A 22,469-nucleotide genomic window follows, 5' to 3' on the forward strand; every position below is an offset into this window, starting at 1 on the left:
GTTTTTATAGGTACATCTCTGGAGGAAAGATTTGAAAAGATACTGGATCTTCCCAGTATTGACTGGTCATACACTTCTTATGAAGATATGGATGAAGACTATGAAACTGAAGCTTAGTCAATCTGATATTGGAACTTTAAAATTAATTTTAACCCTAGAGGCCAGGGAAAGTATTAAGATTATTTGTACTTTGGAGTAAAGTGTTTCAGAGTGTCAATATTTTAGATCAATCATCTAAAACCTTACAGTATGTGGCGGGTATATGCAATTCTTTCAGCATTTTTTGCTTCACTGACTGCCATTTTTGCCAAGATTGGTATCACAGGTATGAACTCAAACCTTGTTACTGCTATCAGAAGTGTAATTATCTTACTGGCAGTATGGGGAATTGTCCTTGCACGAAGCAAATATAAAGGCATCCCTGGTATTGATCTTTGAATAGTGACCGTTATTTAATGGAAATTTAAATGCGAAGTTTGCAAGAGAATGATTGATCAATTTTACTTATCAGTCGCGCACTTCGTTTAGCAAAGAATGTTATGAGTGAGGCTAAGGCTTTATACATCAGTTATCCTCCTGTTATACCATATCAATCCATTTGTAGAGATCTACATCGGCAGAGATCCTGAATGATTTTCTAAGTCGGCTCTTTCTGGTTTGAATAGTACGTACTGCAAGGTGATTATATTCAGCAATATCTTTTGTTGTGAAACCTAGTTTAATTAAGGCACAAAGCTTGAATTCATCTGCACTCATATCAGGATTAAGTTCTATGAGGTTATCATATAAACCAGGAAACATTTGTTTAACTTTAGGAATAAAGGCAATATCATCATTCATGGCCAGCTTTACAATGCCTTCCAGGTCTATCTGATATTTACTGTTGAGTTTTGCTCTCATATCAGCAATAATCTTCTCACTCCTCATAGCCTGCTGATATAATTTTACAATTTTAAACTGTTTTGAGAGTATAAAATATCCGAGGATGCTAACACCTAAAAACACCTGCAAAAAGGTAATCAGTCTTTGATTTTCTGAAAACAAAACGTTATCTGCTCCTTCAACGGTAAATATTTTGAAATCATAATAATGACTGATGCTGAAAAGGATAAGTGTTGTGAGATAAACAATGAGATTATACCAAACTGTCTTTTTAGAATTAAAAATAAACAGGGAAGCCAGCATAATGACAAAATAATATAATGACAACCCGTTTTCAAAGCCTGTAGTGGATGAAAAAAAAAAGATCAGAAGCAGAAAAAGCTCTAAACTAAACAGCGTCATAAAATGATTATAACGCACTTTTCTAAAAAAGAAAAGAAAAAGATAAAAGATCCCCAATGCCGATAAAACAAAAAAGTTGACCTTTAAACCAAACAACAGGTCTCTGCATCCGTTAAAGAGCAAGACAGCTCCAATAGAAAACGCAAATAAATTCATTCTTCGAGCTTCAATAAGCTCAAGCGGACCTGTATCGGGAGCAATATGCCTGTTCAATATCTGATCCCAGATTTTACGAAACATAATTTATAGATATTTAGCAAAAAACTTGAAATTCAACACAAAAATAAATAAAATGCTTTTATATTTTACCAAAAGAGTCGATTATGATTAAAAAATATGTTTACAAAAAAGCAGTTTGATAATTTCAATTTTTTTAAAAATCGTTGACTATTTCTATAGAATTATCTATTTATATCAAAAAGATTTTTCTCCATTTTCCAATGGTATTTCTGCTCAGTTTAAATTGAAGAGCTAACTGGGTGTTGTTGAGTTTATTCTCTTTCTGATAATCCAGGATTTTCATAATATCAGTTCTTTTATAAGATCGGTATTGGCTGTTCCTTTTTTCAGAGGTTCCAAAAATAATGGCATTGAGCTTCAGGATATCTAATGCTAAAAGTTCATTTTTAGACAATAAATATTCACACAGATCGTATTTATGTGGATATTTACGGCTAATAATGTCTGTGTAGATCTGTTTAAAATCAGGTTGTTTATATTCTTCCATATTTTGATTCAATAGATTGACGGATTACTGTTCCGGCAGCATCAAAGTCTATATACAACACTTTTTTTCTGCCATACCAATATCTCTTCAGAATGTAGCTCCGCAGATTATCCGGGTAAAAGCTTGCCCCATTCCCCCAGCCTGAGTACGACTTCCTTCTTGGATAAGCTGATCAATACTTTACCGTTATTCAATACTGTATTTTTCATATCATAATTTTGGGGTTTTGAATGATGTAAGACCAATAATAGATTCGCCTTCGCGATTTTCTGAAAGTCTTTTACAACAGTTTACTGACTGTATTTACCAATCCACTTATGAAGGGTTGTTTTGGGAATTTTGTATCGTATAACAATTTCTGCCCTAGTCATTTCACCATTTTTTATCTGTTCAAGAACAAAATCAATAACTTCCCGGGTATAAATATTTTTACGAAACCGGGGTAATTCTGTTTTTTTCTCTTCAGATGAAGCATTCTTCATTCTAGGTGAAGGTGGAGCATAAAGAATAAGGTGCTGGGAATAGATTCTGAAAAAATCATATTCCAAAAGTTTGCTCCATTTCAATAAAATTTCGGCATCCAGACTGCTGCAGAGATACATTTCACCAACTTCTTTTTCTGTACAGTGAAAAAAATTGCAGATGCGGGACAATTCTATATTGCTTTCGGAAACGGATTTCTCTATCAGGTTTCCTATATGAATATTTCTATAATTCATACTTCTTTTTTCTTTTAAAATACTGTAAGAATCTCAGAAGAGAGACCGTATTTATAATCAGTTTGTATTTTGTTTCAAGGGGCAAATAAGATATATCAAAAGAGATTTCTGATTTACCTTATTATCAATCAAGCGTAAAGAGCTTCTCTGTGAAAATACCTGTATCAATTGATTTTTTTAATTAAAGGTCAGACAGGTGATTTTTAAAAGTTCCGGCGGGGCTCCGCCCCGCCGGAACTAAATATTAAGAAGACATTCTTTGGGCTGTAATATGAACACGTCTGATGTTATTGGCAGGAATTGTATCATTTAAATTATCAACGTAAACAAAAACGGTTAATCTATACCAAACTCCATCGATAGCCAGATCTATGTTTTCTATTTCCTGAGAATCATCAGAGCTGCTTGTAGAATTTATTGGTGTAGAACTGCTGTTCATATTATCCCCCCAGTTAAGGTAAATCCCGTTATCTGTTTCTACATAACCTCCCGGAGCTACTAAGATATTGGCTCTACGGAAACGGTCTACACTGGATAATGCGGAATACCACATTTTAACATTACCAGAAGATACATTCACCAATCTGGGGTTGTATGTCACTCCACCTGAGCCTGTATTGGAACTGGACAAAAAGCTAAGATCCAGCCTAACTTTTCCGCCTAAAATAGGTGGATTCGGAATCATGGTACTTAATAACCCTGTTGTAGTTGCCGGAACTTCATACGTGAAGAACTGGTACTCTCCCGGATTAAGCTTTTTACCTCCACCCACTTCCGCATTACACGTTTGCCCCCCGACAGAAACAGGAAATACCGTTGTATTGGGACTTGATACTGTAGGTGTTCCGGAAATCGTATAGATTAAAGTGCCTGATCCCTGTGCAAAATTCCCTTGTGTAATGGTTGCGATAAGTCCGTTTACTGGTCCTAGTGTCTGTGCAGCGTATATTCCGCCATTTCCTCCAGCATAAGGAATAGTCATTGTTCCCTGAAAAGGAGTTCCGGCAGTATATGTCAGCGGATCAAGATTAGCATCCGTACATCTCAAAGCTCCTATACTTCCCTGCTGTAATAACCGCCCGTCCAGAGGTCTCCATTGGGCACCATCCCAATATACATATCCAGCATAGGTAAATGTAGATTGCGTTCCCAGATTATAAACCAATAGCCCGATAGCAGGGTTAGGAATTGTAGAAGAGTCGTTGTAAGACGTTAAAGCTACTCTTGGTCCCAGAAAACCTTTCTGCTTTCCTGATGCCAACTGGCTGACATTGAGCTCTAACATTGCCGACAGATCAGGTGATGTAGTTCCCACCCCAACACTTCCGTCGGCTGTTACTACAAAATCATTGGCCTGTTGTCCTGCAGTAGGACTTCCTGTGGCATTATTGTCTTTTTTTCCATCAATATTAAAAATTCCCTGCGGATTAGATGTATTGATGCCAACCTGTGAATAGTTGAGTGAATAAGCCATTACAAATAATGGAAGAAGATAATTTTTCATTCTGTGTTTATTGTATTTAAATTGATTGTTAAAATGGTTTTTAGCCAAAGAAAATTTCTTTTACATAATGCTGAGAAATTTGTCTTTTCTATCTGTAAGCAGATGCTATTTATTTTTGATCTTTTCCCAATGCATATTTGGGCAGATCTTCTAATAAAAACAGTACAGTAAAAGAAGCATATGCATACTTTTTTTAAAGTCTAACCGTTTTTTATAAATACATCTTGTAATATTTCAATGCAAGATTAGAGTTATTCCACACTCAGTCCAAGAAAATCAATACGCTACAGATACACTACAAGTTCATAACGACATACGTCACAGATACGTTAGGCATCAAAACAAATAATACAAATAATTAAAAATCAATCATTTAATATAAATGGATTCAATTTTATAAAAATCAACAATATTTTAAATATTGAATTAAAAATAAACCCTACATGAATTAATTTTCATGTAGGGTTTTATTCCATATATTTTGAAAAAAGAAAATTTTACGGAAAAATTACCTTCAGTTTTATAAAATCATCCCGAATGGTTAAAAAGTATTTTTAAGTTTTTAATGAGCAAGAAAATCTCATGTATGATGAAAGGTTATAGCTTGGATATAAACTTCCATCGCAAATGATTATTATACATTTCAAGAACAAGAGCTTTACCATCACTAAATTTATTGGCTTCGGAAAATGCAGGATTGAATACCCAATTCCCCTTTTTATCAATATAACCGGATAAATTTCTTTGAGAACCATTTTGTTCTTTTTCAACCGTAGCTACCGCCAATCCTTCTGAAAAATCCCATGCTTCATAAAACTTAAAATCAATGGTTTGTTTCCCCGTATTATCAATATATCCAATCTGTGATTTATCATTTTCCACGTAGGCTAGTCCCTCATGAAAGTCTCCAGAATTGACATATTTTGGTTGTACAACTACATTTCCATGGGAATCAAGAAATCCCCATTTTTCAGACTTTTCGTCATAAAAACCAATTAATCCTTCAGACATCCGGGAAAGTATTTTATATTTTGGTTCGATCACAAATTTACCGGTCATATCAATCACACCCCATAATCCATCCTTTGTTTTTCGGGCAGCAGCACATCCTTCATGAAAAGGTTCTATTTCATTAAAATCCATTGCAATTGTTAGTATTCCTTTTTTGTTAATGGCTCCATATTTTTTACCATCGGAAACCACAGATAATCCTTTATAAAACGGGAAAGTTACCCTATATCGTTTATCAATGGGTAAAACTTCCTTTCCCTGCAAATCCATAAAGCCATAGAATCCTTTTCTCACAGCAAATGCCAGTGAATCTCCAAATTCACCTATGTTCTGATAAAGGGTATCAATCACCAGTTTTCCTGCTCCGTTAATAAATCCGGATTTTCCTGATCTGGTATACACCTCTGCTCTGTCAAAATTAAATTGTAATGGCAGTCTTGAAGTCCTTTTGAATTTAAAAGGCAACAGGTTTCCTTTATTATCTATATATTGGTAATGATCATTGATACAAACCAAAGCCTTTTGCTCCTGAAAGGGATAGGCAGATTCAAAGTTGAGAGATTCAAAAAGGTTTTTATAGTCCTTATTTTTTTGTGAAAAAAGTACAGCAGGGATAAGTTGCAGCCCTATAAAAAAAACTTTCACTTTTAGATTCATTCGTGGGTATTTATCAGATTGGGAATAAAGCTAAAATACAAAAAACTTCAATTCCCTGAAAAGCTAAAAATCAGAACAGAATGATGACGGCTTTGTTTCTTTTAATTCAATACATTTGTATTCTATTGATATGAAAAAGACACCCTTATTACAAACATTACAGCGTATCACATTAGAGCGTCAGGGATTAACGCATACCACTCCTTTCGGAACCGGAAAAGATGCAGTGCTTACTGCTTTGGAGCATCTTGGATATATACAGATTGATACCTTGTCTGTGGTGGAGAGAGCCCATCATCATACTTTATGGACAAGAATTCCTGATTTTAAGACAGATTATCTGGAAGAGCTCGTGGAAGAGCGTAAAGTGTTTGAATACTGGTTTCATGCTGCATCCTATCTTCCAATGCAGGACTTCAGGTATGTATTGCCTCAAATGCTTAATATAAAACAAAGTGAATCTCATTATTATAATGCGGACAAAAAGGTCATGAAATATGTAGTAGATACTATCCGGGCTGAAGGTCCTAAAATGGCAAGAGATTTTGAGAGTAAAAAGGATAAAGCCGGAAGCTGGTGGAACTGGAAACCCGCAAAACTAGCACTTGAAAGACTTTTTATGCAGGGAGACCTGATGATAAGCGGACGCAGCGGTATGCAGAAAACTTATGATCTTGCAGAAAGAGTATTACCATCATCTATCAATACAACAGAACCTACCCCACTTGAACTTGCTGAATATTTGGTAAAAACAACTCTCCGTGCCTATGGTTTTACAAGTTTAAAACAGATAACCCATCTTAGGAAAGGTGATGCATTGAAAAAAAATGTGAATTTGATTTTACAATCTTTATTTGAGAAGGGTGAAATACAAAAGATTTCTGTTGAAGGGATTCCTTCCGTTTATATTCAGAGTGATGTACTTGAAAAATCTGATGATACAATGGAATCAGATGTCAGATTGCTATCTCCGTTTGACAATTCCATTATTCACCGTGACCGTGTTAAGCAGATTTTTGATTTTGATTTCCGCCTTGAGTGTTATGTTCCCAAGGAAAAAAGACAATATGGTTATTTCTGTCTGCCTATCTTATTTGGAAACACATTTATCGGAAGGGTGGATTGTAAAGCACACAGAAAGGATAAAAAATTGGAGCTGATTCACCTGCATCTTGAAAATACAGACATTACTCCGGAACTTTGGTTACCCTCTTTTGCGGAAGCAGTAAAGCGTTTCGCATTCTTTAATAGCTGTGAGTCACTGCTGCTGACCAAAGTAAGTCCATCAAAACTTAAAAATAGGGTTAATAAAGCTTTGTCTTATTAGTTTATTGATCAGATTTATATAAAAGGATTGCCTCAAAAGTGTCATTGTCAACACTGGCTTAAAAGTCTGCGAATGTAGTTCAGTAATATTATGAAGAAGCTTAATTATTTGATTTTAGAGTTTCTTCGCTACTCACAGAATGACAAAAGTCTATTTTTTACTTTTGAGACAATCTCTTCTTTTTTTACTTTATTTCACCAATTTTTCCAGCTTTTTCCATTTAGTAATGGTATTTCTACTCATTTTAAAATGGCTGGCCAGTTGTGAATTGTTCAGTCTATTTTTTTTCTGATAATCCAATACCCTCAAAATATCAGTTTCATTATAAGCGCGATGCTTTTGAGAGTATTTTTCTTTATTTCCATAGATTTTGGGAAAGATTCGCTGGTTAAGTTCCAGAATATCTGCTGTAGCCAGGTTTTCTTTTTTTAATAACTCTTTGCACTCTTTTATTTTATCTGGGTGCTGTTTTTGAAGCATATCCTCATAAATAACTCTGTAATTGGGACGATTCATTTTCATAGCATAGTTTATATTTCATTTATATAAAAAAGAAGTTCAAAAAAAGTATTAACCCTCAGACTCCTTGTATTCACTATTATATTTATTTAACCATTTATGAAAGGTTGATTTCGGGATATTGTATCTTTTATAAATTTCCTGCCTGGACATATTTCCGGAATTATATTCGTTCAGCATGAAATCAATAATTTCCCTGGTATAAAGACTCTTTCTAAAATTGGGTAATACGGTCTCCTCTTTGGGCTGCTCTTTTTTCTGATCCGAATTATTGGGGGCAAACAAAATGATGTGCTGGGAATAAATACGAAAGAAATCATATTCCAATAGTTTGCTCCATTTCAAAAGCATTTCAGAATCAATACTGCTGGAAGTGTACATCTTTTCAACTTCCTCTGCCGTACATTTAAGAAAGCCACATACCCGTAACAGTCCGATTTTTTTCTCTTTGACCCGAAGTTTTATCAGGTTCCCCATGTGAATCTCTTTATAATCTATCAGTACATTGCGTTTTATCATCTTCAAATACAATTTTAATTCATCAATTTATGTTCAATCAGTATTCCGGGGACAATGCCTGTCCCCATCCTACTGAAACCTTATTTTGGAAATAACACTGCCTTCTTACTGCTTTTTCAGAACGTCTATTTCTGCCTGTAACTTCTCTGTAATTTTCATTAATGAAGTGATATGGGTTTTCTGTTCATCAATTTGTTTTTGTTGTTCTATGGTGTGCAGATACAATTCTTCAATCTTCTCCAAAGACTGTACAGACAAATCCGAAATATTAAAGGAATATCCCACTTCATTTTTCTCAAGTTCTCTGATAGAAGTTACCCCTGGAAGATGTCTGTTTTCTTTGATGAATTTTTCAGTATCGTATAATGAAGTAAATTTATATGTCGGCTTTATTACTGAAGTTTTATTATAGTAGTCTTCAAAAACATAGTCAGGATAAGTGCTTCCTGCAGTAACGATACTTCCGTTTACTTTCAGTTTCTGAGTACTGGTGAAAGTTTGCTGGCTGCCATAGCCTATACTTAAAGTATTATTAATATTGAATCTGCCATCTCCATCTATTTGTGCGCGGGCAATGCCATTAACATTACTACCAGGGCTTGTCGCAAAATTTATAGGTGCTGAAACTGTAGTCTGATTGGTAGAAAGATTCAAACCTGTTGCATCATTATCAGCTATAATCTGTGCAGGTTGCTCGGGATAAATCTGAAAATGCATCCTTGCAGCTATACCATTTCCATTACTATCAGCTGCATTAAGAACCATGCTTGCGTATGAAGTAGTTCCATATTGGTAAAGTGTTCCTGTAGATCCCCAAACTGTCTGCTGCCCTGTTCCTTTAAAAGTTAATGATCTTCCTCCAAATGCTACAGTACGATCGTTTGTAAGTGTTCCATCGGCATTATAAATATTCAACGGATTTGCTGGATTCCATGTAGTCCCATTCCAAGTCATCACTTGTCCATTAGCAGTTCCGGAAGTAAGACCTAATGTATAAGGACTTGCTGCTGTACCGGATCCTACTCTGGTTAATCCACCATTTGTTGTGGCATTTAGTACTTCATTACCAATCACTCCGTCTGTCTCTGTAAAATTGACAGCGACTGGGCTCCATGTTGTTCCATTCCAGGTCATCACCTGTCCGTTAGCAGTTCCGGAAGTAAGACCTAATGTATAAGGACTTGCTGCAGTTCCTGATCCAGTCCTGATTAAACCACCGTTAGTGGTTGCATTAAGCACCTCGTTGCCAATGACACCATCGGCTTCTGCAAAAGATCCATATGCTATTTTTTGCCAAACAGCTCCATCAAAATAGAAATACCCTACTGTGGTTACATTAGTCGTTTTTGTAGTTGTTCCGGTAGAAGCCAAAGCCTCGGTAACATATACAATGGCCCCTGTTTGTGCCGCAGTATATAATGCGTCTTTAGCTTTTAGTTCAGAGCCTTTCAATCTTGGCGCAATGAGGCCGTCTGTCTTGGCCGTGTCTGTTGAAGCTCCTACAATATCAAACGTTGCCTGTGGTTTTGCTGTATTCACTCCTACTTGCGATAATGCAAAGCCTGAAATCAATAGTGTTCCTAAAAGAATGATGTTTTTTTTCATGTGTTGTATATTTATCCTTGTGTGTTTTGAGAAATACAGATTTTTATAAATCTGTTGAATCATTTGTGTAGTTAGAATCTTTGGCTTTAAGCTCCGTGCCCTTTATTCTTGGAGCAATAAGTCTGTCGGTTTTGGTAATATCTGTAGGGGAAGCTACAATATCCAGAGTTGCCTTGGGATCAGGCGTACTGATACCAATCTGTGCGAAAGCTGATATTCCAGTTAAAAGAGTTACTGCAAAAATTAAATTTTTCTTCATTGTTGTTGGGTTATATAATTGTTTTTTTAATAATAATATACAGTTCAATAGCTGCACTGCGCTTTTGATGTAGTGAATTGTGGATATTCAGAAATTGTATTATAGTTTAAAAGGAAGTATTATCTAAGCAGATTTTACTTACATCTGTCTATAAAAAAGTTGGTGACCGTGATAAAAATACAGGGGTATTTACAGTAATTATTTCAAAAATTTTATTCCTATTTAAAATAAGAGCGTCCAAATCAGTGAGTCTTAGAGTACAAAAAGAGCAAAATATTGTAAAAGCTGTAGATTTTGCCTTGGAATTTTGTGGAGTCACAGAATGAATAATATAAAGCAGAGTTTTAATTTCTATGGAAGAAAATTCAACAACTGCTTTTTTAATGAACAATATATTACGAATGCATACTTGTGCAATCGAGAAACTGGAGATATCAGTATTACATAGCCAAAGCAAACTCCATATAAAATGGGAAAATTCTTCTTTGAAAGTTATTATTTGTGTTTTCATTGGGTTGGAAATAGTCTTAGTGTTTAATCGGAAAATGGATAATAAACAATCCTGTTTTTAGAGTTCAAATATTCATATCATTTTGTGAGTTATTTCTATTTTAAAGGACTTTTTGTTCTCATTAATTTGATTAGGCAAATATTCATTATTTTAATATTCAATAACAAATTAATGCCCCCTACAAAAGCTATACATAAATACAATACAGTGATTTTCAATTATTTATTTTAATAAATCTAAAATTCCATAACAACAAATTCATTTAAAAACCGGAATAACTCAATAGTCTTTTCAAAATAAAAATTAAGCAAAGCTTCTCAAGAATTTTGGTACATGAATACAAACTATTTTGAAGGAAAAATTCATCCACATTTCAATCAGATATTTTGCTTTTATATTTTACTGTTTATCATTATTCTGAATATAATCCAGAATTCTGAAAATGCAATTCAAAAGCGGGAAAACAGGATCATCACTAAGATTCATAAATCTTTAGTCATGAATATTCTTTTCTGTTTGTTTTCTCTTCCTTACATGGATATTATTTCAAAAGAGCTAAAGGCAAATCAGTTGTTCAATTCAAAAAAGCATTAAACAACTGATTCAAAAACAACCAAATACAATGATACAAATCACAATAATTCCCAACCCATTTATGAATATATAACTTTGTATTCATCCTTATTCCAAAAACAAACAACCACTGACAGGTTTGTCAATGGTTGCTGTTATTTCGATAAGTATAAGAAGTTTAACATTTTATTCTTCTCTTCTCATCCAATTGTTAAAGTCTATCTCTGAAGGGATATTGTATTTCTTACGGAGCCTGCTTCGCCTCATTTCAACAGCTCCCGGGGTCACATATGTATAAGTAGCAATGTCTTTGGCAGAAAAATTCAGGTATGCCATTGCACAGAAAGATAGTTCACTGCTCCGGATTTTGGGATCATAATTTTTTAATCTTTGTATAAAGTCCGGGTATAATTCTGAGAAAAGGGTTAAAAATTCAGGATTATTATTTTTCGCCAAAACAATAAGATTATTGAATTTATTTTCCTCTATTTTCTTTTCGAGTCCTACAGTAACCTGGCTCATTTCAGAAAGGGTCTTTTTATTTTTATAAATCAATTTTTTATTTTTGAGATGCCATCTGTACCAAAATAAAGCAACAATGATTAATAAAAGAACTATAGATACAATAAGATACAGATATTGTCTGCTTTTCACCTTATTTTCATAGTCTTTCTGATCGAGAATCTGGCTTAAGGCCTCTTCTACCACCTCTTTATTAGCTACATTCAGGGAATCACTTAATTTTTGATGTTGGTAAAGATATTCATTAGATTCTTTGATATTGAGATTATTCTTCATAAAATAATCTCCAAGAATCCCATACAAATGGGTAACTGCATCTTTGTCTTTCAGGTCTACAGCATTCTGAAGTGCCTTACGGTAATAATTGACGGCCAATTCTTTATTTCCCTTGGCTGCTTCCAGATCCCCATAATTTTCCAATGTATAGAATAAATAGGTAACTTTATATTTTTCGAGCAGAGCCAATGATTTGTCCAGATACTCCTGAGCCTTTGCATAATCTTTCCGGATAGTGTACATCTGTCCTTTTTTTGCATAAGTTCTGCTAAGATCGAAAAAGACATTTTCCTCTTTCATCTTTTTTAAAACATCCTCTTGCCGCTGTACATATACCCAGGCAGAGTCATATTGGTTCATCTGAGTATGAATTTCCGCTATGTTTTCATATCCCCAGTATGTGGACATTTGCCTTCTATAAGGATCTTTGATCTTTTGAGAAAATTTCAATTGCTGATAAAATTCCTTAAGGGCCAGTTTCCTCATCTTAAGGAGTCCATATGTTCTTCCTCTCAGCCTGCAAACCTCAACTTGTATATCTATAGAAGACGAAAAATAGGGCTCGTGTTCTGCATTTTTTAGATAGCCTAATGCTTCATTATATCCTCCTGTTTCAGCCAATACCTTGGCGATATAGATATTTGCCAAAGTTTTTCCCTTCGAATAATCAATTTTATCTGATTTTTTTAAAGCTTCATTAGCACTCTTAAGAGCAGGAACTAATTGTACTTCAGAAAATTCTGTAAAAGATTTATCTAAAAGGCTATCCACCTGCTTTTCCACACCAGTTTGAGCCTGAATGAAGAGGCTACTCAATAAAAGAAAAAGAATATGGAAATTTTTCATCAAATCAATAAAATCAAGAAACAAAATACACCTACGAACAAGATAAACGCAAAAATATCATTTATACAACAATGAAAAAAGTAAACTTTATAGATTTTTATCGAGAACATAATAATTTATCCAGAAAATAGATATATCAGGTTCAATAACGGATGAGTTTCTGAATTTCATCCTGATATTGTCTGTTCTTCTTTCTGATCTGCTTTATTCCAAATATTACCGGGAATATTACCATAACTTCTACAAATCCGTTGCTGCAGGGATTGCAGGGGGAACTGGAAATGTAGGATATAGAGGCTATTTTGCCGGATTTAACTCTATTCCTGTCATCAGTAAAATTTCCGGAGACTGTATGCCAGGAATTGTACTGAAGGAGGAAGATGGTTTTGACCATTACCAATGAGTACAAATCTGTCTGAACAAGGTTTAAAAAGTACTGTTTTAATGGCTCTTGGTTATAAAAATGAATAAACTGACTGGTGGGGAAAGCTGAACAGAGTGAGAAGATCAAAGGAAGAACTATTTGTGGTGATCAACTAAATTAAGCATAAAATTAATAATAAAAAACAGGAGACCTTCAAAAAGATCTCCCCTTTTTTGTCTTAAATTGATACACGATAAATCATTACAATGGAACTGAAATTAAGCATCCTAGATCAGACTCCCATTATCAAAGGCGGCAATGCTGCTCTGGCACTAGAAAACAGTCTGACATTGGCAAAAATAGCTGATGAATTGGGATATCATAGTATTTTATATTCAGAGCATCATGGTGTGGAAGCCTATGGAAGTTCAAGTCCGGAAATTCTGGCGGCAACAGTTCTTGCTAACACAAAAAACATTAAGATAGGCACTGGAGGAATTATGCTTCGCAATTATTCTGCATTTAAAATTGCAGAATGGGCTAAAATGCTCACTACACTCTACCCCAACCGCTTTATACTGGGCCTGGGTAAAGCTCCCGGAGGACTGAAAGATGCTGTATTGGCATTGAATAGTCATAAACTTCCTGTCCTCAACAACATCAATGAAAAACTGGAAGAAATTATAGCCTATGTAAGAGAACAAAACTATAAGAATACAGACCTGTTTGCTCAGCCTACCCATGTTTCAGTATTGCCGGAGATCACCTGGCTAGGTTCTGGAGAAAATTCAGCAAAAGAAGCAGCTAAATATGGTATATCCTACTCTATGGCTGATTTCATTGCAGACGGATCCAATACTGAAATCCATAAACTGTATCAGGAAGAATTTAATCGATCGGGGTATAGAAACCAACCTTCTTTTCAGGTAGCCATCTCAGTTTCTGTTGCGGAAACTCAGGAACAGGCAAGTTATAATGCATTCGGAATGGTGTATCAGTTCCTTGAATCCAGAAAAATTTTAGCTCCAAGTATGCTAAAACCCTCTGAAGAAGTGGAAACCCTTCTTGATAACAATGAAGACAAAAAATTATTTAATGCTTTGCTAGATAAAGTTGTAACAGGAACTCCTGACACTATACATTCAAAGCTCGAAGAAAAAGCATTACAATATGGAACTCAAGATCTTGTCCTATTATCCAATATGTTCAGAGAAGAAGACCGGATTTTTACGTATAAAAGTCTGATTGAATAATAAACCTGCCCTTGCGCTTAACAATGACAGGTTTATTTTCTTATTTTAATCCTTATTTCAAATTTCTGGATTCCAATTCTTTTTCTAATGCCTGATTACGTCTGTTCCATTGAACTCCCAAAAACCCTGCAAAGATTAAGGGAAAAAATGTGAAAAATCCGATTCCGTGGGTTACACTGCTATATACAGCAACACCAATAAACAATCCTATAAGAACAGCATTGATTATTTTATCGGATTTGGATTTATCCTTTTTTGCTAATAATTCCTGATCGGTTAATTCATTTAATTCTTTTTCTGCCATGATTATTTTTTTTAGTTTTTTGAAGCCCCACTAACTTACAAAAGTATCACCTTTCGTAAATGTAAAATCTTTGCAGAATTCCGTTAGTTGGCTGCAGGATCAACAAGTTCGGTAGTGATTCCTATGGATTTTAAAAGATTTTTACTATCAAAAAGTAACGTTGTAAAGTATTTCCCTCTCTTGAAAATAAGCTTTGCTCCTTCCGGAAACTCACTGCCAGCACCAAGCTTTTGAGCTTTTGCATCATATTTTTTGAATTGAAGTTTAGCGCTTTCTAATGTTGTCTTATTCATGACAAGACTATAAGGTAGGCCACCAACGATCAATGGTTTATGATCGGGTATATCAAAAAACATTTCATTAATAACATTATTTCCTCCAAGGCTGGTATAAAGCTCCAATCCTGATTTCGTGAGCCATTTAGCATATTTTTCACCGTTAGCATCTTCATAGAATACAGTCTTTGCATCCAATGCCTTCGAAATTTTATCCGGTGTCTGTGGAAAAGCAAATTCAGAGTTTTTATCCAGTAAAGAATTCAGTGCAGCAGATTTTTGTGAAAACGCATTACAACTTAAGAATTGAAAAAGTACTGCAAGAACTAAGGTGAATGGTTGTATTTTCATATTAACTATTTTGATGGTTTTTCGGGGTTAAAGATATTAAAATTAGAATAAATAAGCAGAAAGTTGAATGATGAGAGCCGGAAGTTAATATGTAATCAATAACAGCTCATGTTCCTTATAAGATATCATTTTTCATATTTTAAATAATTTCCTGTTTTCAGTTCCAAGCTCATCTTTAGATCAATAGTGGACGGGTATTGATAAGTGAAACCGGAAAAAAATAATGTAAATTTGCCTTATCATACCGCAAAGGTTAGGTTTTTACTTTTTAATATAATGAAAAAAACAGCATTTTCTTTACTGGCGCTTTTGTTACATATGGCTTGCCAGGCACAAAATTTTGATGTTATTCCTTTAGGAATCTATGGAGGAGAACAGGAAGATAATTTATCTGCTTATTTAGTGGGAGCAACTCAGGACAATACATTCCTTTGCCTTGATGCAGGAACGGTAAACACCGGAATCCGAAAAGCAATTGAACAGAAAAGCCTTAATGGCCCGGAAGAAACGGTTCTGAAGGATCAGATCAAAGGATATTTTATTTCCCACGGTCATTTGGATCATTTATCCGGCCTTATTATCAACTCTCCGGCTGATTCTAAAAAAGATATTTTCGCCATCCCATCAGTAGTTCAAATTCTGCAGAATCATTATTTTATAACAGATACCTGGATTAATTTTGCTGATCAGGGTCAGAAACCTATCCTTGGGAAGTATCATTATAATGAACTTCAAGATGGTGTAGAAATACCAACACAGAAAACTTCTTTTTTCTTAACAGGATATGAGCTGAGCCATGTGAACCCCTATAAAAGCAGCGCTGCACTTGTCAGAAATGAAAACCATTACCTGCTTTACCTAGGCGATACCGGAGCAGACCGAATCGAGAAGTCTGACCGCATGGACAACCTTTGGAAAAATGTAGCTCCATTGATACAGAAAAAACAGCTGAACACCATATTGATTGAAGTTTCTTTCCCAAACAGCCAGCCTGAACATTTGCTTTTTGGTCATCTTACGCCTAACCTATTGACAGAAGAGCTGGAAAAACTGAAGGAAAAAACAGGACATAAAGATCTGGAAGGTCTTAATATCGTGGTTACCCACAGAAAACCTACAGGAAATAATCCTGAGATCATTAAACAGGAGTTATTAAAAAACAATCCTTTAAAGGTAAAATATGTTTTCCCGGAACAGGGTAAAAGAATTAACTTACCTTAATAATATAAAAAGCGATGAAATTTAGGTCTCATCGCTTTTTATATTGATATACCCGAAACTTTTCCGGTTAATTGATTATTTCTCCTTTATTATTTTCCAGTTTTCCCCGGAATTTCTGAAGCTCTTCATGACCTGGCTTACTCCAGTCCGTTGCTTCCCCAATAATTTTCAATGGAGCTTCTGATCGATAAGAGCGGGTGAGATTACCGGGAAATTTTTTATCTGTCAGATTCGGATCATTTTCAAAAATACCTGTGGGTTCTACAATATATACCCGTTCGGTTCCATCTCCTTTTGCCAACGCAGCTGCAAGTCCTGCCCCATTTACCAATGCTGTAAAGTAAATATGGTTCATTTTGAGTTCAGATTTATAATTGGAATCCCCTCCTGCTGTTAACAGGTCACCTATCTGCAGGTTTGCTTTTGTCCCATGATAAAAGGGACCTTTATCCAAAATTTTATCTTTTACTGACATCGCCATCTCATTATACTCTTTTGCTTTTTGCAGATCTGAAAGTTCTTCATAACATTCCGCAATCTTTAAATAAAGAAAATAAAAAGCACTTTTAGCAGTGTTATCATTTGACTTTAGAGCATACTGCAGAGCTATTTCAAACCATTCTAACCGTTTTAAAGATGTTTTTTGAGACCGGGCAAGATAATAGGCTGCAAGAAATTTTTCAGTATTATCCGTTGCTTCATTCCAGCCTTGTTTAAATAATTTTCCGGCTTCTTCAGATTTGTTTTGCTCTTCCATAACCATTGCCTGGATGCAAAGCTTAACAACATTATTAAATGGTGAAAATTCCATGGTATAATTATTTTGTTCTATTATTGATGTAAGAATTTCAGTCTCAGCAACAAATGTATACAAATATTCTCTCTGCTTTCAACACTATCGGATGAAATCATGTATTCTGCGTTTTCATAGATGATCGAAAATATATTTATAAAATCAACAAAAAAAAATGAAAATAATATTATATTTAAAGAAGTAATATTCCCAATAGTAAAACAGTGCTGTTGCTAAAAAAGACAGCACAACCCGGAAATTATCTATGTATGAAAATAATGAAAAAACTGTGTCTTATTTTATTATTTCTGTTAACAGGAATATTCCATGCACAAATCCATAATATTCCCCAAAGTACTAAAGATACCTTTAAGGGATATTGGGTGTATAAGGCCCAATATTTCACTAATTCTGTAGCTATTGATTTTGAACCGGGAAAAGATTTTGCCATTTTCACGGATATTGGCACCGGTGAGGCTCCTCCCCGAACCCTGCAAGCCCTGGTGAAAGGAAATTTATTAATCATCCCTGCCAAACAAGATCAAAATGATTATATAGAAATGGAAGTCATAAAAGGGAAATTACATGTAAGGGCAAAGCAGGTAACTTGGGATAACCAAGGAAATATGATTAATAACAACAGCAGACTCGAAGAAAAAACAGTATTTAAACGCGAAACACAAAGAGATTAAAAACAAAGAATATGGACAAGGCACTAATCAAAAAAATACAGGATAAAAAGCATTATTATGAAAATGTTGAGGCTTTGGAAAAGCACCTGGATCAACATTTCAAAAGTGAGGAAATAACCGTTTTTCATGAGATGCTGTCTCTTGATTTTCATCTGGATGTTTATTTTATCCAACCTGAAGATAAAGATTTTAATCTGCTGATAACTTCCGGTATGAGTCTGCTGGAAATGCAGGTCCCCGATACTATTCCCAACAAAGAAGACTATATCTTTGCTGAACTTTTGATTTTGCTTCCTAAAGATCTGGAATTTGAAAAAACTTTTCCAAGCGAGGGAGAAAACGACTGGATCATGGGCATGATAAAAGATATGGCCAGGTTTCCACACCATCAGGATACATTCTTAACTGAAGGACATTCTCTGCAGGCATGGAGTGATATTTCTGAGCCCTACGACGAAAATACACAGTTTACAAGTTGTATTTTATTACCTTCTGCTACTTTTGATGATGATTTTATGCAAATCACCAGCGATGACAGGATCATTACTCTGCATACACTCTTCCCACTCTATCAAAACGAACTGGAATATAAAATAGAAAATGGTTATGGTAAGTTTTTCGATTTATTGATTGAAGGCAACATCCCGGATATTTTCAATAACAACCGTAAAAGTTTATTAGAATAGTCCGATTGGATGAAGAGTTTGATGGTTATTTCTTTCTGATGATGATATCACCTTCTGACAGTTTGATCTTCTCATCATTTATCTTAAGTTCAACCCATTGCGTGGGATCATCCGATTCACAATCGTTCATGATTCTGTAATCCGAATATCCGGTATGGGAATCCGGAAGCTCAAAAATTGTATCAATAGTCTTTTTACTGATCTGATAACAGTCAAATATATCTAATACATGAATGGTATCTGATAGCTCTTTCTTTAGCAAAACATTAGATTCTTTATCTACCCCCTTGCTTATTAAGTGGTTCAGTCTATCAATTTCTTCAGTAATAAAATTTCTTGCTGTTATCATTATATTTATGAATGTTTTTTTAGCAAAAATAGTTATTTTCAAAGCTTCACATGATAGAAACGGGCAAAGAATTAAAGCATGGCTATAACCATGACACATTTTGTAAATTTGAGTACTGTAATCCAAAAAAAAATGAATATTACAGATACTATCACACTTTTTCAGCATTATTTACATCAGGAAATTCAAACCAGAAAACAGCGTTTACCTCATGCTTGTTGCCTATCCACAATAGGTCTGTATGGCTTTCCAAGTTCCCGTTATGTCTCTCTGAAAGAGGTTCATGATAATACATTTGTGATCTCAGGTACTTTATCTTCCGGAAAAACAAGTTATAGCCCTAATTATCCGTAGTTTTCTTGGTATAATAACTTATAATACTAATCGATGGTCTAAAGAAAGTTCATGGCAGCATAAATTTTAGAATATCTATATCCAAAACAGTTATTTTTTATATTACTTTTTATTCATTTTAACCTGTTTTTAAAATTAAATTGTATTTTTGTTCTTCTAATTATGCAAAAATTTCTCAGAATCTTTTTTGTTTTTAGTTTATTACTGATATTTATTTCGAATGTCAGTGGGGTAAGTACATGCCTTGACCATGCTAAACATACAAAGATGAAACTGATGTATAAAAAGGGTTCCAAAGAGGAAAAAATTCCTACTTTCTCTCAGGATGATGAATGCCAATGTGCACTTCATATGCATATGAACAATATTCTTCTTCCTGAATCTTTACAGATGAATTTTGTAGTCAACACTTCCAATGACAGCGAAATGCCTCATCCAAAAGCCATTTCTTACCGCTGTCTCCTCGACTTCTTCAGTTCGAGAGCACCCCCAGCTTCATTTTTCGCGGTAGCCTAAATTACGCTGCCATTATTTTACATATACAGATTCTTTAGTCTGTACTGATTATTCTGTGGATACATGGGTTTCCATCAACTCAATCTATCCTAATTATTAATAAGGCATATTCAGTGCCTATTCAACTCTATTCATGATTACCAATAATTTTTATTATCAGGGAATAATTCATTTTATTTCCCCAAATCCTGTGAAGCTTTTTAGCTTAGGTATCATTACTGCATCCACATTTCTCCATGCACAGTCTCTTCATCAGGATACTTTATCTACCAGTGTACAAACCGTTGAAATTATCGGAAGAAAGGCTAAAGATTATACTTCTGATTATTCTTTTGCTGCCACTAAAACTGCCATGAAAAATAAGGACCTTCCTTTAACGCTTAATACTGTTACCAAAGAACTGATTACAGATCGCCAGGCCTTTCAGCTTGGAGAGGTTATGAAAAACGTTAATGGAGTCTCCCCTTCCAGTTACTATAATCAATACAGCATCAGGGGAATCAGCCAAAATGAAGAAGGACAGATTATCAATGGGATGCGGACAAGACAGTATTACTTTTTACAGCCTATGACCTCTAATATTGAACGTGTAGAGGTTTTTAAAGGTCCTGCAAGCATTACCATGTCCAGTGTTGATCCTGGAGGTACTATTAATATGGTGACTAAAAAGCCACTATCAATCTCTCATCATGAAATCAGTTTATCCGGAGGCAGCTTTGATACCTATAGGGTCACTACAGATCTTACAGGTCCTTTAAATAAAAGTAAAACCCTTCTCTATCGTTTTAATGGAGCTTTTCAAAATGCTCATTCTTTTAGAGATCATGTAAAAAACAGCGGATTTTTACTATCTCCTTCCCTCACATTTATTCCCAATGAAAAAACATCCGTCAATGTCGAAATGATTTTTAATGATCTCTATGGAAATCTAGACAGAGGACAACCCATTTTTGGTGCAGTTGCAGGAAAAACTGACCTTAACAGTACTCCCAGAACCCTGAACCTTGGTGCCCCAGATGATTTTTTCAAAACCAGAGATCTTATTATCATGGGAAGTGTGGCTCATCATTTTAACCCATTTATCAGCTTCAATGCCTCTTATATGAAGCAGTATTGGAGAGAGAACTTACAGGAACACCGGGCAACCAATTCTTTTGTTCCGGATATGGACAATAAACCTGTTTCCAGTCTGGCAATGATGCAGTTTATACAAAGAAAACAAAGATGGGCTGTTGATAATATCAATGCTTACTTTAATTTCAATTTTAAAACAGGCTCAGTTCAGCACCAGACATTAATAGGATATGATAACCAGATATGGGAAAAACGTAAAGAGGGCCAGCAAAATGCGGCAAGGGGATTTCTGCTGAAGAATGGTTCGGTAGTTTCTTCTTACAATCCTGCTAATGCTGCAGATTATCAGACTATCAATTATAATGGAACTATAATTCCCAAGCCTAATGTCAATCCGTTTGACCTTAATCCCGGAGCTGTTAATCATCAAGGGGTTGACTTTAACACTCTTAATGTCATCACTACATTGCCTACTGCATTAACAACTACACATGCAGCCTATATTCAGCATTTTTTTACCTGGAAAAAATTTAAAATATTATCCGGAATACGTCAGGAATGGTTTCAGGATACCACTCATTTCAAAGAAGCTAATGAGTCTTCTTTCCAGAATCATAAGCTATTGTATAGGTTCGGGGTCACCTATAGCTTAACTGATCAGATCAATCTGTATGGAACTTACCTAACCGGATATCAGCCGCAATCCAACACAGTAACATTAATGCCTAATACGTCTAATCTTGCAGGTTCTGAGTCTGCGGCAAGATTTAAACCTTTAACATCAGACCTTAAAGAACTTGGAATCAAAGCTCAGCTTTTCGGCAAAATCTCCTTTAATGTTGCTATTTATGAGATCCATCAACGAAATATCTTACTCAATGCTAATAATCCGGCAGAGCCTGATGAACTTGTACAAAGAGGTGCCGACCGCAGCCGTGGGTTTGAAGCAGAGTTTAGCGGACATATTCTCCCTCAATGGCATATCTATGGTGGATACAGCTATATTGACGCTAAAATATTAGATGATACTAATCCTGATCTTGTAGGAAAAAGGAAAGAAAACTCTTCTAAAAACTCTCTTAACCTATGGACACGTTATAACTTTTCGGCAATGAATGCTATAAAAGACTTTGGAATAGGTATAGGAATGCTTTATCAAAGTTCAAAAGTCCCGTGGTTTACCCGAAGTTTTGAACTTCCGCCATATACCACGATTGATGCCGCTGTATATTACTCACCTCCAAAATCTAATATCCGGCTCACATTTAACCTGAATAATATAACCAACAAGGTATACTGGATTGGAGCACAAAACTACCTCAGGTTATTTCCGGGTACTCCAAGAAATTATTTACTAACTGCTACTTATAAATTTTAA

24 protein-coding genes are annotated in these 22,469 nt (G+C 35.0%); 10 read left to right on the plus strand and 14 right to left on the minus strand.

All coding sequences use genetic code 11. From position 1 onward, the window contains the following. Window positions 1-249 precede the first annotated feature (249 nt). Window positions 250-438, plus strand: coding sequence for an EamA family transporter (locus J2772_RS14415; protein WP_209917823.1), 189 nt, complete (start codon window positions 250-252; stop codon window positions 436-438). Between the two features lie 141 nt (window positions 439-579). Here the strand turns inward: J2772_RS14415 and J2772_RS14420 are convergent, their stop codons facing one another. The 5 genes from J2772_RS14420 to J2772_RS14440 form a co-directional block, all read right to left on the minus strand. Beyond that, the gene (locus J2772_RS14420) at window positions 580-1,524 is read right to left on the minus strand and encodes a helix-turn-helix transcriptional regulator (RefSeq protein ID WP_245365233.1); all 945 of its coding nucleotides are present in this window, start codon (window positions 1,522-1,524) and stop codon (window positions 580-582) included. A 169-nt stretch (window positions 1,525-1,693) separates the two neighbouring features. Beyond that, window positions 1,694-2,011: a helix-turn-helix domain-containing protein gene (locus J2772_RS14425; RefSeq protein WP_209917825.1), complete on the minus strand. Its 318-nt coding sequence runs from the start codon at window positions 2,009-2,011 to the stop codon at window positions 1,694-1,696. 290 nt (window positions 2,012-2,301) lie between these two features. Further along, the gene (locus J2772_RS14430; RefSeq protein WP_209917828.1) at window positions 2,302-2,730 is read right to left on the minus strand and encodes a transposase; all 429 of its coding nucleotides are present in this window, start codon (window positions 2,728-2,730) and stop codon (window positions 2,302-2,304) included. 244 nt (window positions 2,731-2,974) lie between these two features. Next, window positions 2,975-4,234: a hypothetical protein gene (locus tag J2772_RS14435; protein ID WP_209917830.1), complete on the minus strand. Its 1,260-nt coding sequence runs from the start codon at window positions 4,232-4,234 to the stop codon at window positions 2,975-2,977. 597 nt (window positions 4,235-4,831) lie between these two features. Then, complete coding sequence (locus J2772_RS14440) at window positions 4,832-5,902, minus strand: WG repeat-containing protein (protein ID WP_209917832.1); 1,071 nt, start codon at window positions 5,900-5,902, stop codon at window positions 4,832-4,834. 130 nt (window positions 5,903-6,032) lie between these two features. Here J2772_RS14440 and J2772_RS14445 point away from each other — a divergent pair, with 130 nt between their 5' ends. Further along, on the plus strand, window positions 6,033-7,229 hold the full coding sequence (locus J2772_RS14445; protein ID WP_209917833.1) for a winged helix-turn-helix domain-containing protein: 1,197 nt from the start codon (window positions 6,033-6,035) through the stop codon (window positions 7,227-7,229). 189 nt (window positions 7,230-7,418) lie between these two features. On the opposite strand, the gene J2772_RS14450 is transcribed toward J2772_RS14445, so the two are convergent. The 5 genes from J2772_RS14450 to J2772_RS14470 all read right to left on the minus strand — a co-directional run bounded on the left by J2772_RS14450 (window position 7,419) and on the right by J2772_RS14470 (window position 12,859). Continuing rightward, window positions 7,419-7,751, minus strand: coding sequence for a helix-turn-helix domain-containing protein (locus J2772_RS14450; RefSeq protein ID WP_209917835.1), 333 nt, complete (start codon window positions 7,749-7,751; stop codon window positions 7,419-7,421). Between the two features lie 48 nt (window positions 7,752-7,799). Further along, entirely contained in the window at window positions 7,800-8,267 is a 468-nt protein-coding gene (locus J2772_RS14455) for a helix-turn-helix domain-containing protein (RefSeq protein WP_245365234.1), read from the minus strand. A gap of 105 nt (window positions 8,268-8,372) precedes the next feature. Continuing rightward, window positions 8,373-9,872, minus strand: coding sequence for a hypothetical protein (locus J2772_RS14460; protein WP_209917837.1), 1,500 nt, complete (start codon window positions 9,870-9,872; stop codon window positions 8,373-8,375). Window positions 9,873-9,915: 43 nt separating this feature from the next. Then, window positions 9,916-10,131 carry a hypothetical protein gene (locus J2772_RS14465; RefSeq protein ID WP_209917839.1) on the minus strand — a complete coding sequence of 72 codons (216 nt, stop codon included), beginning with the start codon at window positions 10,129-10,131 and terminating at the stop codon, window positions 9,916-9,918. A gap of 1,270 nt (window positions 10,132-11,401) precedes the next feature. Then, window positions 11,402-12,859, minus strand: coding sequence for a tetratricopeptide repeat protein (locus J2772_RS14470; RefSeq protein WP_209917841.1), 1,458 nt, complete (start codon window positions 12,857-12,859; stop codon window positions 11,402-11,404). A 178-nt stretch (window positions 12,860-13,037) separates the two neighbouring features. Here J2772_RS14470 and J2772_RS14475 point away from each other — a divergent pair, with 178 nt between their 5' ends. Both J2772_RS14475 and J2772_RS14480 read left to right on the plus strand, forming a co-directional pair. Continuing rightward, window positions 13,038-13,262 (plus strand): hypothetical protein, encoded by a 225-nt coding sequence (locus J2772_RS14475; protein ID WP_209917843.1) that lies wholly within the window; start codon window positions 13,038-13,040, stop codon window positions 13,260-13,262. Between the two features lie 227 nt (window positions 13,263-13,489). After that, window positions 13,490-14,476, plus strand: a complete 987-nt coding sequence (locus J2772_RS14480; protein ID WP_209917845.1) for an MsnO8 family LLM class oxidoreductase — start codon at window positions 13,490-13,492, stop codon at window positions 14,474-14,476. 52 nt (window positions 14,477-14,528) lie between these two features. Here the strand turns inward: J2772_RS14480 and J2772_RS14485 are convergent, their stop codons facing one another. Both J2772_RS14485 and J2772_RS14490 read right to left on the minus strand, forming a co-directional pair. Next, window positions 14,529-14,780 carry a hypothetical protein gene (locus tag J2772_RS14485; protein WP_209917847.1) on the minus strand — a complete coding sequence of 84 codons (252 nt, stop codon included), beginning with the start codon at window positions 14,778-14,780 and terminating at the stop codon, window positions 14,529-14,531. Between the two features lie 83 nt (window positions 14,781-14,863). Next, the gene (locus J2772_RS14490; protein WP_209917849.1) at window positions 14,864-15,406 is read right to left on the minus strand and encodes a hypothetical protein; all 543 of its coding nucleotides are present in this window, start codon (window positions 15,404-15,406) and stop codon (window positions 14,864-14,866) included. Between the two features lie 276 nt (window positions 15,407-15,682). Between J2772_RS14490 and J2772_RS14495 the strand changes: the two genes are divergently transcribed. Further along, window positions 15,683-16,627: an MBL fold metallo-hydrolase gene (locus J2772_RS14495; protein ID WP_209917851.1), complete on the plus strand. Its 945-nt coding sequence runs from the start codon at window positions 15,683-15,685 to the stop codon at window positions 16,625-16,627. 67 nt (window positions 16,628-16,694) lie between these two features. Here J2772_RS14495 and arr read toward each other — a convergent pair whose 3' ends face one another. Next, window positions 16,695-17,108 carry an NAD(+)--rifampin ADP-ribosyltransferase gene (arr, locus tag J2772_RS24345; RefSeq protein ID WP_317194511.1) on the minus strand — a complete coding sequence of 138 codons (414 nt, stop codon included), beginning with the start codon at window positions 17,106-17,108 and terminating at the stop codon, window positions 16,695-16,697. Between the two features lie 581 nt (window positions 17,109-17,689). On the opposite strand from arr, the gene J2772_RS14505 reads away from it, so the two are divergent. Both J2772_RS14505 and J2772_RS14510 read left to right on the plus strand, forming a co-directional pair. After that, the gene (locus J2772_RS14505) at window positions 17,690-18,112 is read left to right on the plus strand and encodes a hypothetical protein (RefSeq protein WP_209917855.1); all 423 of its coding nucleotides are present in this window, start codon (window positions 17,690-17,692) and stop codon (window positions 18,110-18,112) included. Between the two features lie 11 nt (window positions 18,113-18,123). Continuing rightward, entirely contained in the window at window positions 18,124-18,798 is a 675-nt protein-coding gene (locus J2772_RS14510; RefSeq protein ID WP_209917857.1) for a suppressor of fused domain protein, read from the plus strand. 25 nt (window positions 18,799-18,823) lie between these two features. On the opposite strand, the gene J2772_RS14515 is transcribed toward J2772_RS14510, so the two are convergent. Further along, entirely contained in the window at window positions 18,824-19,147 is a 324-nt protein-coding gene (locus tag J2772_RS14515) for a hypothetical protein (RefSeq protein WP_209917859.1), read from the minus strand. Window positions 19,148-19,279: 132 nt separating this feature from the next. On the opposite strand from J2772_RS14515, the gene J2772_RS14520 reads away from it, so the two are divergent. From J2772_RS14520 to J2772_RS14530, 3 genes are all read left to right on the plus strand, one after another. Next, entirely contained in the window at window positions 19,280-19,501 is a 222-nt protein-coding gene (locus tag J2772_RS14520; protein ID WP_209917861.1) for a hypothetical protein, read from the plus strand. A gap of 267 nt (window positions 19,502-19,768) precedes the next feature. Continuing rightward, window positions 19,769-20,017, plus strand: coding sequence for a hypothetical protein (locus J2772_RS14525; protein WP_209917863.1), 249 nt, complete (start codon window positions 19,769-19,771; stop codon window positions 20,015-20,017). Window positions 20,018-20,150: 133 nt separating this feature from the next. Beyond that, on the plus strand, window positions 20,151-22,469 hold the full coding sequence (locus J2772_RS14530) for a TonB-dependent siderophore receptor (RefSeq protein ID WP_209917865.1): 2,319 nt from the start codon (window positions 20,151-20,153) through the stop codon (window positions 22,467-22,469).

The organism is Chryseobacterium jejuense, assembly GCF_017877355.1.
GTDB classification, from domain to species: domain Bacteria; phylum Bacteroidota; class Bacteroidia; order Flavobacteriales; family Weeksellaceae; genus Chryseobacterium; species Chryseobacterium jejuense_A.

What these genes read in the sequence shown, in the direction of transcription:
- J2772_RS14415 (WP_209917823.1), top strand. Translation starts at nt 250, where the DNA reads ATGTGGCGGGTATATGCAATTCTTTCAGCATTTTTTGCTTCACTGACT.
- J2772_RS14420 (WP_245365233.1), bottom strand. Translation starts at nt 1,524, where the DNA reads ATGTTTCGTAAAATCTGGGATCAGATATTGAACAGGCATATTGCTCCC.
- J2772_RS14425 (WP_209917825.1), bottom strand. Translation starts at nt 2,011, where the DNA reads ATGGAAGAATATAAACAACCTGATTTTAAACAGATCTACACAGACATT.
- J2772_RS14430 (WP_209917828.1), bottom strand. Translation starts at nt 2,730, where the DNA reads ATGAATTATAGAAATATTCATATAGGAAACCTGATAGAGAAATCCGTT.
- J2772_RS14435 (WP_209917830.1), bottom strand. Translation starts at nt 4,234, where the DNA reads ATGAAAAATTATCTTCTTCCATTATTTGTAATGGCTTATTCACTCAAC.
- J2772_RS14440 (WP_209917832.1), bottom strand. Translation starts at nt 5,902, where the DNA reads ATGAATCTAAAAGTGAAAGTTTTTTTTATAGGGCTGCAACTTATCCCT.
- J2772_RS14445 (WP_209917833.1), top strand. Translation starts at nt 6,033, where the DNA reads ATGAAAAAGACACCCTTATTACAAACATTACAGCGTATCACATTAGAG.
- J2772_RS14450 (WP_209917835.1), bottom strand. Translation starts at nt 7,751, where the DNA reads ATGAAAATGAATCGTCCCAATTACAGAGTTATTTATGAGGATATGCTT.
- J2772_RS14455 (WP_245365234.1), bottom strand. Translation starts at nt 8,267, where the DNA reads ATGATAAAACGCAATGTACTGATAGATTATAAAGAGATTCACATGGGG.
- J2772_RS14460 (WP_209917837.1), bottom strand. Translation starts at nt 9,872, where the DNA reads ATGAAAAAAAACATCATTCTTTTAGGAACACTATTGATTTCAGGCTTT.
- J2772_RS14465 (WP_209917839.1), bottom strand. Translation starts at nt 10,131, where the DNA reads ATGAAGAAAAATTTAATTTTTGCAGTAACTCTTTTAACTGGAATATCA.
- J2772_RS14470 (WP_209917841.1), bottom strand. Translation starts at nt 12,859, where the DNA reads ATGAAAAATTTCCATATTCTTTTTCTTTTATTGAGTAGCCTCTTCATT.
- J2772_RS14480 (WP_209917845.1), top strand. Translation starts at nt 13,490, where the DNA reads ATGGAACTGAAATTAAGCATCCTAGATCAGACTCCCATTATCAAAGGC.
- J2772_RS14485 (WP_209917847.1), bottom strand. Translation starts at nt 14,780, where the DNA reads ATGGCAGAAAAAGAATTAAATGAATTAACCGATCAGGAATTATTAGCA.
- J2772_RS14490 (WP_209917849.1), bottom strand. Translation starts at nt 15,406, where the DNA reads ATGAAAATACAACCATTCACCTTAGTTCTTGCAGTACTTTTTCAATTC.
- J2772_RS14495 (WP_209917851.1), top strand. Translation starts at nt 15,683, where the DNA reads ATGAAAAAAACAGCATTTTCTTTACTGGCGCTTTTGTTACATATGGCT.
- arr (WP_317194511.1), bottom strand. Translation starts at nt 17,108, where the DNA reads ATGGCGATGTCAGTAAAAGATAAAATTTTGGATAAAGGTCCCTTTTAT.
- J2772_RS14505 (WP_209917855.1), top strand. Translation starts at nt 17,690, where the DNA reads ATGAAAATAATGAAAAAACTGTGTCTTATTTTATTATTTCTGTTAACA.
- J2772_RS14510 (WP_209917857.1), top strand. Translation starts at nt 18,124, where the DNA reads ATGGACAAGGCACTAATCAAAAAAATACAGGATAAAAAGCATTATTAT.
- J2772_RS14515 (WP_209917859.1), bottom strand. Translation starts at nt 19,147, where the DNA reads ATGATAACAGCAAGAAATTTTATTACTGAAGAAATTGATAGACTGAAC.
- J2772_RS14520 (WP_209917861.1), top strand. Translation starts at nt 19,280, where the DNA reads ATGAATATTACAGATACTATCACACTTTTTCAGCATTATTTACATCAG.
- J2772_RS14525 (WP_209917863.1), top strand. Translation starts at nt 19,769, where the DNA reads ATGAAACTGATGTATAAAAAGGGTTCCAAAGAGGAAAAAATTCCTACT.
- J2772_RS14530 (WP_209917865.1), top strand. Translation starts at nt 20,151, where the DNA reads ATGATTACCAATAATTTTTATTATCAGGGAATAATTCATTTTATTTCC.